Source organism: Chitinophaga lutea, from assembly GCF_003813775.1.
Classification (GTDB): domain Bacteria; phylum Bacteroidota; class Bacteroidia; order Chitinophagales; family Chitinophagaceae; genus Chitinophaga; species Chitinophaga lutea.
On sequence record NZ_RPDH01000002.1, the window covers coordinates 1,862,194 to 1,878,066 of the forward strand.

A 15,873-nucleotide genomic window follows, 5' to 3' on the forward strand; every position below is an offset into this window, starting at 1 on the left:
AAGATTTAGAGCGATAAACCGCCGTCCATAAGCAGCGTACTGCCGGTAATGTGTTTGTTCTGCGGATCGCAGAGGCGGATGAGCTGCACCGCGATTTCTTCAGGTGTGATCAGCTGCTGCACAGGTGTTTTGCGCCGCGCTTCGTCACGCTGCTCCGGCGCCAGTTCCCATACCTTGCGACTGAGGCCCGCGTCTACGTACCCCGGCGCCAGTTCATTGACCATGATGCCGTACGGCGCCAGTTCCAGCGCCATGGTTTTGCACAGCATACGCATGCCGGCTTTCGATACCGCATATGCGGGAATTTGCGCATGCACTTTTTCCGCCGCCCAGCTTCCCACAAACACCACACTGCCGGTTTGTTTCCGTTCACGCATGCGGGTTGTTACGGCGCGGGTGAGGAAAAACGCGCCGTCGAGATTGACGCGCAGCTCTTTTGTCCACTGCTCCGGCGTGATCGAATACAGATCCGCAATGGTGACGGTGGCCGCATTGGCGATCACCATACCCGCGGGGCCGAGCGCTTTTTCAGCCGCTTGCACCCAGGCTTCCACCGCCGCCGCGTCAGACACATCCACCTGCGTATAATGCGCGCCGGCGGGCGGGTTCGCTTCGGCCGGCGGCAACACATCACCGATCGCTACTTTGGCGCCTTCGCGCGCAAAGGCCGTGGCGGCAGCACGCCCGATATCTCCCAAACCGCCGCTGATGAGCAGAACTTTTCCTTCAAATAACATGATGTATGTTTTACCAGTCTCCTACGCTACCGTCTTTATAAAAAGTGCGTTGCAATACTTCCTGCCGGAAAGGATGTTTTTTCACCACCGCTTCGTTGATCTCAATACCTAAACCCGGCCGGGTGTTCGGTTTCACGATGCGGCCCTTTTTCTCCACGGTAAACCCTTCGCTCACCACTTCGCTGCGCCAGGGCACATCGTTGTGCACACTTTCGCAGATGGCGTACGACGGTGTGGCGAACCCGAATTCAATCGAGGCCGCGGTGCTCACCGGCCCCTGCGGGTTATGCGGGGCCACCGCAACCTTGTAAGCCTCCGCCAGTGCCGCGATACGGCGCACTTCGCTGAGGCCGCCGCAATGGGTGATATCCGGCTGGATGACACTCACCGCGCGTTTCTCCAGCATATCGCGGAAAGCATGAATGCCCGTAAGACGCTCGCCGCTGGCTATCGGTGTTTTCACCGCCCGCTGGATGTGTGCAATGTCTTCCATGCTTTCTGGCCAGCAGGGCTCTTCGAAAAAGTAAAGCCCGTACGGTTCCAGCGCTTTCGCGAATTGCAGGCCCATCAACGGGCTGGGGCGGGCGTGACAGTCTACCATAATATCGATATCCTCTCCCACGGCCTCGCGCATCGACCGTACGCAGGCTTCCGCGTAACGGATCGGGCGCAAACCTTCCAGCGGCATGGTTTCCGGTACGGCCATCGACTTGAAGGCCGTAAATCCTTCCACCACCGCTTCCTGCGCCAGTTCGCCGAAACGGTTGGCATCGTCCGGCCGCGTTTCATAGAAGTCTTCCATTTTACCGCCGCCCAGATGGCAATACAACCGGATATAATCACGCACCCGGCCACCCCATAATTCGTGGCAGGGCACGCCGTGTATTTTACCGAGAATGTCCCAAAGCGCGATGTCGATGCCGCTGATGGCCGTGCCCCGCACGATGCCGTTGCCGTGCCAGAAGTGCTGGCGGTACATCATCTGCCAGAGATGCTCTATCCGCCGCGGGTCTTCACCGATGAGCAGCTGCGAGATATCTTCGACCGCTCCTACCACCGCGCGGGTATGCCATTCGAGCGTGGCTTCGCCCCATCCCCACAAACCGGGCTGGTCCGTTATTACTTTGATAAAGATCCAGTTCCGCATGCGCGCATGACAGACCTGTGTTTCTATGGCTGTAATTTTCATAATGCTGCTACGATGGTTTGTGTTTTTTCCAATGTTTCCGCAATGTCCTGTTCCGTATGCGCGAACGAAATACTACCCTGTTTGATGGGCAGCGGGAAATTGAAGACGCCCTGTTCGATCAGTTTCAGCCGGTATGTTTTATCGTATTCGAAATCATGATGCCGGAGCACATCGTGGAAATCCACCGGCACATGATCCATGAAGTACACACAAAAAGCCGAGCCCTGCCGCGCTATGTGGAAAGGCCTGCCGGTTTTGCCGAATATGCCGTTCAACCCGTCTTCGAGCTGCTGCCCGAGCCGGTTCACATGCCCGTACACATCATACGCCGGCGATGCCAGCTTCCTGACCGTGGCGATAGCGGCCGCCGTGGTAAGCGGGTGCGCATTGAAGGTGCCGGCGATCAATACTCTTTTTTCTTTATCGGGATGGATAAAATAATCCATGTAATGTTTTTTCCCGGCGATCACGCCCATCGGAAAACCGTTGGCCACGGCCTTGCCAAATGTACTTAAATCCGGCAGAACGCCGCAGATCTGCTGGTAACCGCCCAGCGCATGCCGGAAACCTGTTTTCACCTCGTCGAAAATGAGCAGGGAACCGTTGCGGTCGCACAGCGCGCGCAGTCCTTCGAGGTAACCGGGCCGCGGTTTCACGATGCCGATGTTCTGCAGGATGGGCTCCAGCAGAATGCAGGCCACCGGGTAACGTTCCATCACGTATTCCACCGATTCAAGGTCGTTATAGTTCACGATGTGCACCAGGGCCTTGTGCTGCGCGGGGATGCCGGACGACAGTGCATCGTAGGGATATTCCCCCGGGCTCACCCGTTCCCCCACATCGCTGAGGCGGCTGATCACGTTGCAGGCCACATCGTTGTGCCAGCCGTTGTAACCGCCCTGCATCACGATCACATGATCGCGGCCGGTAACGGCGCGGGCAATGCGGATGGCGTGATAGGTGGCCTCGGAGCCGGTGGTGGTGATCTGCATGCTGTCCGCATTCGTCACCGCTTCACAAAACACCCGGGCAAATTCGCCTTCGAGATTGGTGGGGCCTGCGCTCATCAGCAGGGTATCCGCGTTCAGCGCCGCTTTCACGGCGGCGTTCACGTCAGGGTCGTTATGCCCCAGGAAGGTGGCCGCGAACCCGGCCTGGTAGTCGATGTACTCATTGCCTTCCAGGTCCCACACCCTGCTGCCACGGCCTTTTTCAAAGCATATGTTCGGTTCGGACTTGCGGTTGAGCGACACTACGCCGCCGGGGATCCACTGTTCGTTCGTCTTTAACTGCGCCGACGATTTGGGCCATACGTTCATAATGGAGATATTTTTATTGCGGTAATACTACTGTTCCGGATGGTGGCATGCTCCGCATGCAGGAATAAATTGCCGGGGATGTTTTTATGGAGGATACGCACGTTCCCGATCTCCAGCCGGTCTATCACCGTGGTGCCGTCAAACAGGAACTGCGGGTTCGCATACTGCGTTTCCGTTCTGCTGATATCGTGGAATGAAATGGAATCGATCACGGAATGTTTCACGCAGATCACCCCATACACCTTCGGTAAATCGGGATGGGCGGCGCGCGCGTACACATTCGCGCCCGACACCTTCGATACGCGAACATTCCTGAAATACCCCACCTTATCGAAAAGACTGTAAAACAGGACCGATGCGGCCGCCGTATTGCCCTGCACGTTTTCGATGGTGATATTGGCCACGGTGCGGTGCTCAAATGTGTAAAATGCTACGGCTTTCAATGTGGGGATCGAATCGTAAATGTGCTGCGGAAAAATGTTCCGCACGGTAATGTTTTTGTAATCGCATGCCGGGAACGGCGACATCTTCCCCTGGAAACTGGCGCCGCCCGCGGCAAACGCCACAAGGTCGTCGTTGGTGAAGCCGGAAATATTTTCAATGAGCACATCATTGCCGCCGCCGGTCACCCCGTCCCCGTTCTGCATCAGGGCGCTCGTTTGCCGCCCGTCCCGGAACGGGTTCTGCTGGAAATGAATGTCGTGCACATGCACGGTATCGCATTCCATATAGGCAATCCCCCAGCTCCGCGTGCTGTCGATCTGCATGGCAGCCACTTCCAGCCGCTTCACCTTATAGAAGAACATGCCGAAACAGAATTCAGAATGCTCCACCTTATCGCGGATGGTGCGCGTCTGCGACCAGCCGTTGCCGTTCCATCGTCCGCCGGTAACGGTGATGTTGCGGTTGCCGTTGATGAGGTCTTCATTCTGCAGGAGGCACTGGTTCGAACCTTTCTTCAATTCTATGTACGCGTCTTTACTGGCCCGCAGCGTAAAATCGGAAGGGATGCGTATCGCCCTTGAGATGAGGTAATGGCCGGCCGGGAGATACACCTCGCGGCTGCCGTTCTTTTGGGCTTTTTCAATGGCCGATTGTATGGCCCTGTCTGCCCCGCCGGCCGAAAGGCGCACCGTTACCGGCGTTTGCGCGAACGACGCGTTCCATCCGCACATCATCCAGATGCACCACAGCTTCACTCCTGCCTGTATGTATTTTTTCATTTGTTTCCTTCTTGTATCGGTAACCTGTGTTTTGTTCCGGCACTGTTTTAAACGATGGGTCGTCTGAATACCGGACATGCATGCAGTCGCAACCGATCCGGTCACCACCCGGCAGCCCGTTTGTGATAGCCCGGATTACCCCGGACAGTGAATGATGATTGCTTTCATGTTGATTGAGTCGATAAGATTGTAGCGCACGCCTGCCTCCGGAACATTGCCTGTCTTTTAGTTGATATTTCGATGCGAAACGCCCTTCCGGACATACGCCTCCCTCGCCGCACCCGGGCAGCCTCCTCACGGAATATTCGATATTGTACGATAGGTAACGCGGCTGTTTGTAACCCCTCCCAACCAGGTAAAAGGGCCGCAATTCATAACTTTGTCTACAAATATATGCGTATTTTGTAAACAAAAAAATAATTCCGGGAGAATTTTGAGGTGTAATTGGACCAGCACCCACACCATTGGCATTCTTTTATCACTTTATCGGTCAAAAACGGGCAAAAAGTGCTGAAACAGGCGGAAATCAGCCAAAAAACAGGGGCTGACAAAGCCACCACAAAGGATTTCATTTGAGGATCGATACCCATACGCCACCCATACGCCATCTATACGCCACCTATACGTTACCTCCTATAGGGGTAACGTATCCGTATCGGAAGGGTAGCGAAAGGGTAATGGCTCCCTATCGAAGTCCAATGGCGCCATTTTTTTCAATCAGGAAAAAACAATTGTAAACTAAAACCCGGACAAGGCCCCGTATAACCCTTTTTCAGGGCACGACCAGGGGACCTGAGGAACGGCGAAAGCGGCAGATTTTGCCGCACAGTATAGCGCAGCAGGCGATGCCGCCGGCTGGGTCAATCCGTAAAAGAAGTGAAAATCAATCAGATGTGAGTCAACACTATTCTATCTCCAGGGCAGTTTCCTCTCCCCGCAGGAGGTGTTTGACGAGCGTGCTTTCCGCGAGTTTCAAATCCCCGGCTTTCAGGGCTTTGACGATCTGGCGGTGCTCCGCGTCGGTTTGTTCGTAGTCGTCCATCTGCATCTTGCCGAGCTTCATGTGGAACAGGGGGATGTTGCTGACCTGGTAGAGCTCCATCAGCTTGCTGTTGCCGGAGCTGGCAATGAGGATTTCGTGGAATTTCATGTCCGCCTCGCAGGCGCCGCCAATGTACCCTTTCTCCACCATGGCGGTAAAATCGTCGCAGATCTGCTCCAGCGCCGGTATAAAGTCCTGCTTTTCCTTCTGGAATGCCATCCTGAGCGCCCCCAGCTCCAGCAATTCCCGGAGCTGGCGGATTTCGCGGATGTCGTCCGGGGTCATGGACTTCACAAAGTAGCCGCCTTTTTCGCCGAATACCACCAGATTTTCGCCCAAAAGGCGGTTCAGGGCCTCCCGTACCGCCATACGGCTTACATCGGTTTTTTTGGCCCAAACGTCCTCTTTCAGGCGCATACCGGGCACCAGTTGATTGGAAAGGATTTTACGGCGGAGGTCAATATAAACTTTGTTGGCCAGTGAATCTGTCTTCATACCAATTTTTGTAAACGAAAGATTTAATCAAAAGTAAACATTTTAGTATTGCAAAACGCAATCCCCAAAAACCTTTAACTTGGACGGAGAAGCGTGAAACCCATGGACAAAGTATCTGCCGACTGGCTGCAAACTATTGAAGCACTGAAGGATGTGCCCCGGGAGCAGCTGCAATGGCTGGCCGACAACAGTGTACAGGAATCCGTTCCCGCCGGGGAATACGTTTTTAAAGTCAACGACCCCATCATCAGCACCATTTTCGTCATTTCCGGAAAAATCAGGGCATACCGCCTCCAGAACGGGGAAGCGCGCGAAATCGCACTGTTTGAACCGAAAAGCATCACGGGCCACCTGCCCTACTCCAGGGGCGTCAACGCCATCGCCAGCGGGCAGGCACTGGAAGATACGGAAGTACTCCGGTTCCCGCGGGAAAAATCAGACGATCTTATCCGCCACCATTTCGAGCTTACGCAGGCGCTGGTACACCAGATGATCAGCCGGGTAAGGGAATTCACTTCCAACCAGCTGCAGGACGAAAAGATGGTGGCCCTCGGCAAACTCTCCGCCGGCCTGGCGCACGAGCTGAATAACCCGGCGGCGGCGGTGGTGCGGGGCGCCACTTCACTCCGGGAACACCTCCACCTGATGCCGGAATATTTTAAAAAGATCAGCGTCATCGATATGCCGGAAGAAAAGGTCGACATCGTGTCCAACATGATGTTCACCCTGCTGCAACGCCCGCGGCAGGCGACCCTTTCCCTGATGCAGCGCACCGAAAAAGAAGACGAACTGGCCGACCTGCTCGAACAGTACGACGTGGAAAACGCGGGAGAAATAGCGGAAAACTTCGTCGACTTCGGGGGCACCACGGAAGACCTGGAAGCCTTTCGCGAACATATCCCTCCGGCCCACTTCTCCCCTGTCATCAACTGGATCAATAATAACCTCATCACCGAAAAAATGGTGGCGGACATCGGCGACGCATCCCGCAGGATAGCAGCGCTCATCGGCTCCGTGAAGGTTTTCACGCATATGGACCAGGGGCACGACCAGCAGGTGGCCGACATACACGAAGGCATCGTCAACACCCTCACCATGCTGCAGCACAAAATCCGTAAAGGCAACGTGGAAGTAGCGCAGCATTTCGACACCAGCCTGCCGCCGGTGAAAGCCTACATCGGCGAGCTCAACCAGGTATGGACCAACCTGATCGACAACGCGCTCGACGCCATGGAAAACAACGGCAAAGGCGTACTGGAGATCAAAACAGAAAAAGACGGCGAATGCGTGAAGGTCACGATTACGGACAACGGCACCGGCATTGCGCCCGACGCCCTGCCGCAGATATTCGATCCGTTTTTCACCACCAAAGACATCGGGAAAGGAACCGGCCTCGGCCTCGATATCGTATCGCAGATCGTTCGCCAGCATAAAGGCTCCGTGAAAGTACAATCGGCCCCCGGCCGCACGCAGTTCAGCGTATCCCTTCCCGCCAAAGCTTAAACAACCGGAACATGGAACTACCGATTATATTTTGCATCGACGACGACACACAGGTACTGCGCGCCATCACGCGCGACCTGAAAAACAAGTACCGCAGCGAATACCGCATACTCAGCACCATTTCGGTGACGGAGGCGCTCGACAGCCTGCGGGAACTGAAGAACAAAGGCGAAACCATCGCCATGTTCGTTTCCGATCAGCGTATGCCGCAGCTCGACGGCGTAGCCTTTCTTGAAAAGGCAATGCAGTTCTACCCGAACGCCAAACGCGTGCTGCTCACGGCCTATTCGGATACCGATGCCGCCATTAAAGCCATCAATAAAGTGCAGCTCGATTATTACCTCGTCAAACCCTGGGATCCGCCGGAAGAAAAACTCTACCCGGTGATCGACGAGCTGCTCGACGACTGGCATCACATCCACCGCCCCGCATTCAAAGGCATCAAACTTACCGGCTACCAGTATTCCCAGCAGTCGCACGCCATCAAAGACTTCCTCGCAGGCAATCTCATCCCCTACCAGTGGCTCGACATACAGACGTCCGACGAAGGGAAAAGCCTGCTGCAGCTCAACGATCTCAGCGTGAAAGACGCGCCGGTGGTGTTTTTTGAAGACGGCAGCTATCTCGTCAAACCGTCCATCTCCGACATCGCGCACAAAGCCGGGCTCACACCGCAGATCAAACACGACGTGTACGATGTGGTGATCATCGGCGCAGGACCGGCAGGTCTGGCCGCAGGTGTGTACGGCGCTTCAGAAGGGCTTAAAACATTGCTGATCGAAAGGCGCGCGCCCGGCGGACAGGCAGGCACCAGTTCCCGGATCGAGAACTACCTCGGCTTCCCCAGCGGCCTTAGCGGCGCGGAGCTCACCCGCCGCGCCATCACGCAGGCCACAAGGCTGGGCACGGAATTCATTTCCCCGCAGTCGGTAAAAGATATCCAGCAGAAAGGCGGGTACAATAAAATCATCCTCGACGACGATACCACCATCAATACGCGTTCGGTGATTATCACCACGGGCGTGGATTACAGAACGCTCGACAAAAAAGGGATCGCCGACTTCACGGGCGCGGGCATCTATTACGGCGCGGCCATGACGGAAGCAACCGCCTGCCGCGACAAGCAGGTGTTCGTAGTAGGAGGCGGCAACTCTGCGGGGCAGGCTGCCATGTACCTGTCGAAATTCGCGAAGAACGTGCATATTCTCATCCGGAAAGAAGACCTGACCAGCACTATGTCGGCCTACCTGATCGATCAGATCAAAAGCGCGTCCAACATTACGGTGCGGCCGTTTACGGAAGTGGAGGAAGCGCGCGGCTCGGAGCGGCTGGAACAACTGGTCATCCACAACATCAACACCGGCGAAAAAACGACGGAAGACGCGGACGCGCTTTATATCTTCATCGGCGCAAAGCCTTATACGGACTGGATCGCCCTGAACATCATCAAAGATGAAAAGGGGTTCATTGAGACCGGCGGCGAACTGAAGAATTACCCGGATTTCGGAAAGATCTGGAAACAGTCCCGCGACCCCTACCTGCTTGAAACCAGCTGCCCCGGCGTATTCGCGGCCGGCGACGTACGTGCGCACGCTATGAACCGCGTAGCCGCAGCGGTTGGCGAAGGATCCATGGCCATCAGCTTTGTACACAAATACCTCGCGGAGGTGAAATAGCGGGTTAGTCGTGCCCCTGCTGCTTTACCAGCTTGTTATATACGCCAAACAGCAGGAACGGGGCCGCCCACTGCCCGATGAACAGGCTGAGGTGTTTTTTGCCCACACACTGGAGGGCCAGAGCCACGCCCATAGCACCCACAGCTGCCCACAAATAGATATCCGACGGCAGTTTTGCCGTTTGTTCCTCGATGGCTTCCGCCACCTGCCCTTCCTGATGTGCAGGATTGTAATTTGCTGCCATAATAAACGGTTTATTTATTCATTGTCGCCGAGGCTGTAAGGATTGTTTTCTTCGTCCTCGGCGCCAATATCTTCCCCTTCATCGTCGAGTTCCGCGCCGGGCACATCCAGGTCGTCTGCTTCGTTCAGCAGTTCGCCGTCTTCGTCCCGGTTTTCCAGGCTGGAATTGCGCAGGTTCTGATCGTCGCGGTACGCGGGATCCGAATTCGCGGCTTCGTCCAGCAGCTCCCTTTCTTCCGCGGTCACATTGCTGTCGCCCGCAATCAGCGTTTCTTCTTCATTATCGAGGGCGCCTTTCCCTTCTTCATCGTCGGAAGAAGCGGTTGTATCCGCCAGTTCGCCTAACGGCGCAGGTTTGACATTTTCCTGGCCCGGTATATCTTCCACGCCGGGAAGGTTGATTTGATCAGGTTTCTTTTCCATGTTTTTTTTTATTATTCCGGTAAATACCATGCCACGGTAAACCCGCAGCGGAACGGGCACCTGCCGCGCTCATACTGTGGAGAAACTTTCGCATTTCCCGGTACACAACAGCCACACCAGGGTGGCACAGAAATTGGCGCCTTTTCCTAAACACCTGTTATGAACCCTGCATCACCGGCCCCGGAGATCGTACCGCCCCAGCTCGACGGTGTCAAAACCAACACCTCGTATACGGTCAGAACGGAACATCAGAAAGCAGCCAGGGAATTATACCAGACAGCACGGACGCGCCTCCTGGACGTCAACCACTGGAAAGACATCAGCGGGCGGCAAAGCGCCGTATTTACGCTGACCGACAGTGACGGTCATTTCGCGCGGCGGCTGGCGCGGGAGGGCGATCTTATCCGCATCAGCATTCCCGGCCCGGCGGCGGCCGACGGGCAGGAATACGACTGGGTACAGGTGGAAAGGATATTTGAAGCCAGCGGCAGCCATCATAAAACGGCTTACATCGGCATGCGGGTGCGGCCGGTGAAAGCGCCAGACAAGATCCCGGAAGAAGTGTCCCACTTTTTCACGGACGATGCCACGAGCTCGTTCGTGGTGGAGAAACGCGGCAAGCTGGTCAGAGCCAGTGTTTACGGCCGCAACGAACAGCCCAACACAACCGTCACCCGGTTGGGCGCCGTCGCCCGCAACCTGCTGGTATGGCTGGGTGCATTGCTGGGATTCTCGAAAATGCAGTGGAAAAGCCTCGTCAGGGGTATCCTGCGCGATTAGACTTCCTCTTCGTCTACATTTTCGTCTACATTCTTTAACTGGTATTTGATGGCGTGGTGCAGCGGCTGGATAGGTTTGCCGTTCACATTGGCCCACACATTGGCGAAAGAAGTGCCGTAGTAAAAAATCATCGATACATAGAATACGAACAACAACAGCAGCACGGTGGCGGCAGAAGCGCCGTATATGCTGTTGATATTGCTGTACGACAGCATCCACCGGAGGATCAGCTTACCGATATTGAACAGGATGCTGGTCACGAAAGCGCTGGTAAAAACGATCTTCCAGCGCGGCCGCCCGTCGGGCAGGAGGTAGAACACCAGTGCGAACCAGAGCGTAACGGTGAGGATGGAGATCAGGTACCGGAGGCCGCTGTCGTAATACGTAAAAATGGAGGGCAGGTATTGATCGATGTATTGTCCCAGGTAAGCCTGGATGGAATCGGCGAGAATGCCCAGCATGAACAGTACGGCAGTGAGCAGAATCACCAGCACGCCCCGTAACCGCGACATCATGATCTGCCCGAACGTTTGCCGTTTGGCGATGCGGATGCTCCAGAGCTGGTTCATGGAGCTTTTGATGACCTTGAACAACGTAGTGGCCACAAAAAGCAGGAAGAGAAACCCCGCAATGGCGATCAGCCAGTTTTCGGCGATGCCGCGGAACGCCCGTAATGTTTTGATCACTTCAGCCGTCGCTTCCGGGCCGATGATTTCGCGGAGCTGATCGAATAGCTGGAGGCTGATATTGCGGGGCTCGAAAATCAGGCGGAGCAACTGGATGATGATCACCAGGATGGCCGGTAATGCAAAAGTGGTAAAAAAGGCCGTGGCGCCGGCCATCCGGAGCGGGTCATTTGCGTTGAACTCTTTGAATGCATCTTTAAACGACAAGAGAAAAATCTGCCAGCGTTTGAGATGTTGCCTGTTTCCGGTCATCATATATGCGGCGAAATTAAAGTAAAAAACCCGCCATCCGGGATTTGTACAGGAACATCCGTAATATTTGCAACACAGTTGCGTATTATATCGGTACATTTGCCCCATGCAACAAACGATTGATATAGACGTCGCCGTGGTTGGCGGCTCTTCCGCGGGACTAGCCGCCGCACTGACCCTGGGCCGCTGCGGGAGAAAAGCGGTGATATTCGACACCGGCCGGCCGCGTAACAAGCCCGCCGCGCATGCACAGAACCTCTTTACCCGCGACGGTACGCCGCCGCTTGAGTTGCTGCGCATCGGCCGGGAACAGCTGGTGCCATACCCTTCCGTGAGCATCGTCGAAACGGCTGTAACCAGCGCCATAGCCGAAAACGGCCTGTTCATCCTGCATACCGATACCGGCGCCGCGTACCGCGCCCAACGTGTCATTCTCGCCACCGGCGTCAAGGATGATTTGCCCGACATTCCAGGCCTGGCCGCATTGTGGGGCAGCAAACTGGTGCATTGTCCCTACTGCCACGGCTGGGAAATAAAAGACCTGCCGGTGGCCGTGTTCGCCAACGGCCCGATGGCCTATGAATTCACTGCCGTGCTCACCAACTGGCACCCCGACATTATCCTCTGCACCAATGGCCCGGCAGGCCTCACCGCCGAACAAATGCAGCAACTGGCCCGCAACGGCATCACCGTAACGGAAACCCCGGTTGAAAAAGTGGAGGAAACGGCAGGTGGCATGCAGATTTCGTTTGCAGATGGAACGGCTGTGCGGAGGAGCGCTGCATATATAAAATCGGGACTCATATTCAACAATACACTGGCGGAGCAGCTGGGTTGCGAGTTAACGGAAAAGGGCGCCGTGAAGATCAACCACGTCCAGGAAACCACCGTGCCGGGTGTTTTTGCGGCAGGTGACATCAGCTCCGAGGGCGCCCACCAGGTATCGATTGCCATTGCCGGCGGCCACATGGCGGCAGGCATGTGCAACAACGGGCTGGCGAAAGCCGCATTCGAGCAGAAATAAATTTTGTGTTTGTAAGGGAGTAATCCAAAGCGGTACGCGGCCTGGTGCGGCGTGCCGCTTTATTGTTTCAGGACGCGATGTTTCGCTGTATTTGAAGAATATTGCGTAAACTGAATGACGACGGTGCATCGCCTCATTGCTCTGGCGCGATATTTCACCGCATTTGAAAAATGCTGCACTAAACGAAAGAAGACAATGCATCGCTTTATTGCTCTGGCGCGATATTTCACCGCATTTGAAAAATGCTGCACTAAACGAAAGAAGACAGTGCATCGCTTTATTGCTTTGACGCGATGCTTCACCGCATTTGAAAAGTGCTGCGCAAAGCGAAAGAAGACAGTGCATCGCTTTATTGCTTTGACGCGATGCTTCACCGCATTTGAAAAATGCCGTGTAAACAAATGAGGGCAGCACTATTTATTGTTCCACGTATTGAAGACGCTCCTTTATCCCGGCTTGATGCATGGAATTTATTGATGCAGCGATAGCGCGATGCCCATCTCCAGGCCGCGCAGTTCCGCCAGCCCGCGCAAACGACCGATGGCGCTGTATCCCGGGTAGGTTGTTTTGTGCAGATCGTCGAGCATCTGGTGGCCGTGATCGGGGCGCATAGGAATCGACACATTTCTTTTCCGCATCAGTTTCACCAGCTCACGCACCACAGCGAACATATCCACATCACCGTCGAGGTGGTCGGCTTCATAAAAATTGCCGGCGGCATCCTGTTTCGTATTGCGCAGATGCACGAAGTGGATGTGATCACCGTGCCGTTGAATAATTCCCGGCAGATCGTTCCTGCGGTCTACGCCAAGCGAGCCCGTGCAATAACAAAGGCCATTGGCGGGCGAAGGTGCAGCCTGTAGTATGTCGATGAGATCCTGTTCGGTACTGACGATCCTCGGCAGGCCCAGCAAGGGATACGGCGGATCATCGGGATGAATGGCCAGTTGCATGCCCAGCTCTTCCGCTACCGGCACTACCTGTTGCAGGAAATAAAAGAGATGCGTTTTCAGTCTGGCGGCATCGATACGGGCGTACTGCTGCAATGCGGCGAGAATCACTTCTTTGGTGAAACGCTCGTCGCTGCCCGGCAGGCCAAGCAACGCATTGTGATACAGCGTTGTTTTATCCCGCTCCGTCATAGCCTGCAGGCGCGCCTTTGCGCCGGCCATTTCTGCCGGCGTATAATCTTTTTCGGCGCCGGGGCGTTGCAGCAGAAACAAATCGAACGCCACGAAAGCCGCCCGTTCAAAATAAAGCGCCTTGCTGCCGTCCGGCATGGTGTAAGAAATATCCGTCCGCATCCAGTCGAGCACCGGCATAAAATTATAAGTGATCACCCGGATGCCGCACTGCGCCAGGTTACGGAGACTCTGGCGGTAATTGTCGATATAGGTTTGAAAACCGGGGCGTTGTTGTTTGATATCTTCATGCACCGGTAAACTCTCCACCACCGCCCATTGCATGCCGGCGGCTTCGATGAGGGCGATGCGCTGCCGAATCGCTTCCACGCTCCATACCTCCCCCACGGGAATCTGGTGCAGGGCCGTTACCACGCCACTGCAGCCGGCCTGGCGGATGTGCTGTAAACTGACCGGGTCGTTCGGGCCGAACCACCGCATTGTTTGTTGCATTAACATGCCGCTAAGATGTAAAAAAATTGATCACGCCGGTAGCGGCGGGGCGGTTACAACGATGTAAATCCCGTTAAAAAGGTTCTTTGCGGAGCAGGTGCAGTTTTTCTTCGTTGGTGAGCGTGATGAATCTGCCTGAAACCGCCACGAGATTTTCTTCGATCATGGCATTGAGCATGCGGAAGGTGGTTTCGTAAGTAGCGCCGATGTAAGAGGCCAAATCCTGGCGGCTGAGCGGGAATGCGATGAACCCGTCTTTATCGTAGCCGAACTTTTCTTTCAGCGTGATCAATGCGTTCGCCAGCCGGCCTTTGACCGGCATGTGGGCGAGGTTGCGCATCCTTTTTTCAGACTCCTGCAGCTCCCGGGCGTAAAAGAGCATCAGTTCGTATAAGAGGTGGTGGTTGACTTTCAGGGAGGCATTAAAAAAGTCCATTTCGAAATAACAGACGGTCACCGGTTCGAGGGCGGTGGCGGTAACGGGATACACCAGGTCCGTGCCTATTCCCCGGTGCCCGACAATATCCCCTTCTTTGGCGAAGCGTACGATCAGTTCCTTGTCGTCGTCCCAGTGTTTATGCACCTTGACCTTTCCTTTGTACAGGAAATAAATCCCCTTCACCGGGTCTCCTTCCCTGAACAGCACGTCCCCTTTTTTGCAGCCGAAGTGTTTTTTCTGCACAGCGATCGCCGGCAACCATTCCGGCAGGCATAACCGGCAAACGAGGCAGGTTTGCCGGTCACATCCCTCTTTATTTTTCTTCATATGATGCGGCGGTATATACAATATTCTCCATGGCGGCTTTCAGCTTCACGACTTCCCCGGCGATGATAATGGCCGGGTTACCCATCCCCGCCGCTTCGGCCCGGGCGGTAATGTCTGCCGCGGTGCCCGTGACGATTTTTTCCTGCGGGGTGGTACCGTTCTGGATAATGGCCACCGGCACATCTCCCCGGCCTTGGTCGCAGAAAATCTGCATGATGGCGCCGAGGCGGCTCATAGCCATCAGTATCACCACGGTGGCGGTGGACCGGGCGGCCAGATGAACATCTTCCGAAATGTCCCCGGAACGGGTGGTGCCCGTGGTAATCCAGAAACTCTCCGCTATACCGCGGCAGGTCAACGGTATCATCCGGGAAGCCGCTACCGCCAGCGCACTCGATATGCCAGGCACAACGGTCACTGGAATGCCCGCCTCCCGGGCAGCTTCGATTTCTTCCACGGCGCGGCCGAACACGAAGGGATCCCCTCCCTTCAGCCTCACCACATGCCCATATTGCCGGGCGCATTCCACGATCAGGGCATTGATTTCCTGCTGGGAAAGCGCGTGGCATCCATACCGTTTGCCTACAAACTGCCGGTACGCATGCGCCGGGGCGTATTCCAGCAGCTCCGGGTTGACCAGCGCATCATATAATATGGCGTCTGCGCGCTGGAGCGTACGGATGGCTTTTAAAGTGATCATTTCCGGGTCGCCCGGCCCAGCTCCTACCAAAGATAATGACGACTGAAGCATAGAATAAATATATTAGATAAATATTTATATATCAAAATTGGTAGAGAACAAGCATAAAATTAAAACATTTTGCCGTATTTTTATGACATAGATCATACACCTTATACGATTTTCGATTTGTTTTCGCCTA

Annotated in this window: 15 protein-coding genes; 4 read left to right on the plus strand and 11 right to left on the minus strand. The window is 55.2% G+C overall.

Going from position 1 to position 15,873, the window contains the following annotated elements; translation table 11 throughout:
* Positions 1 to 5 precede the first annotated feature (5 nt).
* The 5 genes from EGT74_RS19715 to EGT74_RS19735 form a co-directional block, all read right to left on the minus strand.
* The gene (locus EGT74_RS19715) at positions 6 to 737 is read right to left on the minus strand and encodes an SDR family NAD(P)-dependent oxidoreductase (protein WP_123848278.1); all 732 of its coding nucleotides are present in this window, start codon (positions 735 to 737) and stop codon (positions 6 to 8) included.
* A gap of 10 nt (positions 738 to 747) precedes the next feature.
* A complete protein-coding gene (gene dgoD / locus EGT74_RS19720; protein ID WP_123848279.1) occupies positions 748 to 1,926 on the minus strand; it encodes a galactonate dehydratase in 1,179 nt (392 codons plus the stop codon).
* Positions 1,923 to 3,245 (minus strand): aspartate aminotransferase family protein, encoded by a 1,323-nt coding sequence (locus tag EGT74_RS19725; RefSeq protein ID WP_123848280.1) that lies wholly within the window; start codon positions 3,243 to 3,245, stop codon positions 1,923 to 1,925. Before EGT74_RS19725 ends, dgoD begins: the two co-directional genes overlap by 4 nt.
* Positions 3,242 to 4,468, minus strand: a complete 1,227-nt coding sequence (locus EGT74_RS19730; RefSeq protein WP_158618231.1) for a glycosyl hydrolase family 28-related protein — start codon at positions 4,466 to 4,468, stop codon at positions 3,242 to 3,244. The genes EGT74_RS19725 and EGT74_RS19730 overlap by 4 nt, the downstream gene beginning before the upstream one ends.
* A gap of 904 nt (positions 4,469 to 5,372) precedes the next feature.
* A complete protein-coding gene (locus EGT74_RS19735) occupies positions 5,373 to 6,005 on the minus strand; it encodes a GntR family transcriptional regulator (protein WP_123848282.1) in 633 nt (210 codons plus the stop codon).
* 102 nt (positions 6,006 to 6,107) lie between these two features.
* Here EGT74_RS19735 and EGT74_RS19740 point away from each other — a divergent pair, with 102 nt between their 5' ends.
* Both EGT74_RS19740 and EGT74_RS19745 read left to right on the plus strand, forming a co-directional pair.
* Positions 6,108 to 7,508, plus strand: a complete 1,401-nt coding sequence (locus tag EGT74_RS19740) for a sensor histidine kinase (RefSeq protein ID WP_123848283.1) — start codon at positions 6,108 to 6,110, stop codon at positions 7,506 to 7,508.
* Between the two features lie 11 nt (positions 7,509 to 7,519).
* Positions 7,520 to 9,184 carry an FAD-dependent oxidoreductase gene (locus tag EGT74_RS19745; protein WP_123848284.1) on the plus strand — a complete coding sequence of 555 codons (1,665 nt, stop codon included), beginning with the start codon at positions 7,520 to 7,522 and terminating at the stop codon, positions 9,182 to 9,184.
* Positions 9,185 to 9,188: 4 nt separating this feature from the next.
* Here the strand turns inward: EGT74_RS19745 and EGT74_RS19750 are convergent, their stop codons facing one another.
* Positions 9,189 to 9,428, minus strand: a complete 240-nt coding sequence (locus EGT74_RS19750) for a hypothetical protein (protein ID WP_123848285.1) — start codon at positions 9,426 to 9,428, stop codon at positions 9,189 to 9,191.
* A 14-nt stretch (positions 9,429 to 9,442) separates the two neighbouring features.
* Positions 9,443 to 9,850 carry a hypothetical protein gene (locus EGT74_RS19755; RefSeq protein WP_123848286.1) on the minus strand — a complete coding sequence of 136 codons (408 nt, stop codon included), beginning with the start codon at positions 9,848 to 9,850 and terminating at the stop codon, positions 9,443 to 9,445.
* Positions 9,851 to 10,009: 159 nt separating this feature from the next.
* On the opposite strand from EGT74_RS19755, the gene EGT74_RS19760 reads away from it, so the two are divergent.
* On the plus strand, positions 10,010 to 10,630 hold the full coding sequence (locus EGT74_RS19760; protein ID WP_123848287.1) for a hypothetical protein: 621 nt from the start codon (positions 10,010 to 10,012) through the stop codon (positions 10,628 to 10,630).
* Here EGT74_RS19760 and EGT74_RS19765 read toward each other — a convergent pair.
* Positions 10,627 to 11,571 carry a YihY/virulence factor BrkB family protein gene (locus EGT74_RS19765; RefSeq protein WP_158618232.1) on the minus strand — a complete coding sequence of 315 codons (945 nt, stop codon included), beginning with the start codon at positions 11,569 to 11,571 and terminating at the stop codon, positions 10,627 to 10,629. The two genes, EGT74_RS19760 and EGT74_RS19765, sit on opposite strands and share 4 nt — an antisense overlap.
* A 103-nt stretch (positions 11,572 to 11,674) precedes the next feature.
* On the opposite strand from EGT74_RS19765, the gene EGT74_RS19770 reads away from it, so the two are divergent.
* Entirely contained in the window at positions 11,675 to 12,592 is a 918-nt protein-coding gene (locus EGT74_RS19770) for an NAD(P)/FAD-dependent oxidoreductase (protein WP_123848289.1), read from the plus strand.
* A 470-nt stretch (positions 12,593 to 13,062) separates the two neighbouring features.
* Here EGT74_RS19770 and uxuA read toward each other — a convergent pair whose 3' ends face one another.
* The 3 genes from uxuA to cobA form a co-directional block, all read right to left on the minus strand.
* Complete coding sequence (gene uxuA / locus EGT74_RS19775; protein ID WP_123848290.1) at positions 13,063 to 14,226, minus strand: mannonate dehydratase; 1,164 nt, start codon at positions 14,224 to 14,226, stop codon at positions 13,063 to 13,065.
* A gap of 73 nt (positions 14,227 to 14,299) precedes the next feature.
* Positions 14,300 to 14,992 (minus strand): Crp/Fnr family transcriptional regulator, encoded by a 693-nt coding sequence (locus EGT74_RS19780; RefSeq protein WP_123848291.1) that lies wholly within the window; start codon positions 14,990 to 14,992, stop codon positions 14,300 to 14,302.
* Positions 14,979 to 15,743 carry a uroporphyrinogen-III C-methyltransferase gene (gene cobA, locus EGT74_RS19785; protein WP_123848292.1) on the minus strand — a complete coding sequence of 255 codons (765 nt, stop codon included), beginning with the start codon at positions 15,741 to 15,743 and terminating at the stop codon, positions 14,979 to 14,981. Before cobA ends, EGT74_RS19780 begins: the two co-directional genes overlap by 14 nt.
* Positions 15,744 to 15,873: the final 130 nt, after the last annotated feature.

What these genes read in the sequence shown, in the direction of transcription:
- EGT74_RS19780 (WP_123848291.1), bottom strand. Translation starts at nt 14,992, where the DNA reads ATGAAGAAAAATAAAGAGGGATGTGACCGGCAAACCTGCCTCGTTTGC.
- uxuA (WP_123848290.1), bottom strand. Translation starts at nt 14,226, where the DNA reads ATGCAACAAACAATGCGGTGGTTCGGCCCGAACGACCCGGTCAGTTTA.
- EGT74_RS19760 (WP_123848287.1), top strand. Translation starts at nt 10,010, where the DNA reads ATGAACCCTGCATCACCGGCCCCGGAGATCGTACCGCCCCAGCTCGAC.
- EGT74_RS19730 (WP_158618231.1), bottom strand. Translation starts at nt 4,468, where the DNA reads ATGAAAAAATACATACAGGCAGGAGTGAAGCTGTGGTGCATCTGGATG.
- EGT74_RS19745 (WP_123848284.1), top strand. Translation starts at nt 7,520, where the DNA reads ATGGAACTACCGATTATATTTTGCATCGACGACGACACACAGGTACTG.
- EGT74_RS19740 (WP_123848283.1), top strand. Translation starts at nt 6,108, where the DNA reads ATGGACAAAGTATCTGCCGACTGGCTGCAAACTATTGAAGCACTGAAG.
- EGT74_RS19715 (WP_123848278.1), bottom strand. Translation starts at nt 737, where the DNA reads ATGTTATTTGAAGGAAAAGTTCTGCTCATCAGCGGCGGTTTGGGAGAT.
- cobA (WP_123848292.1), bottom strand. Translation starts at nt 15,743, where the DNA reads ATGCTTCAGTCGTCATTATCTTTGGTAGGAGCTGGGCCGGGCGACCCG.
- EGT74_RS19755 (WP_123848286.1), bottom strand. Translation starts at nt 9,850, where the DNA reads ATGGAAAAGAAACCTGATCAAATCAACCTTCCCGGCGTGGAAGATATA.
- EGT74_RS19735 (WP_123848282.1), bottom strand. Translation starts at nt 6,005, where the DNA reads ATGAAGACAGATTCACTGGCCAACAAAGTTTATATTGACCTCCGCCGT.
- EGT74_RS19750 (WP_123848285.1), bottom strand. Translation starts at nt 9,428, where the DNA reads ATGGCAGCAAATTACAATCCTGCACATCAGGAAGGGCAGGTGGCGGAA.
- EGT74_RS19725 (WP_123848280.1), bottom strand. Translation starts at nt 3,245, where the DNA reads ATGAACGTATGGCCCAAATCGTCGGCGCAGTTAAAGACGAACGAACAG.
- EGT74_RS19770 (WP_123848289.1), top strand. Translation starts at nt 11,675, where the DNA reads ATGCAACAAACGATTGATATAGACGTCGCCGTGGTTGGCGGCTCTTCC.
- EGT74_RS19765 (WP_158618232.1), bottom strand. Translation starts at nt 11,571, where the DNA reads ATGATGACCGGAAACAGGCAACATCTCAAACGCTGGCAGATTTTTCTC.
- dgoD (WP_123848279.1), bottom strand. Translation starts at nt 1,926, where the DNA reads ATGAAAATTACAGCCATAGAAACACAGGTCTGTCATGCGCGCATGCGG.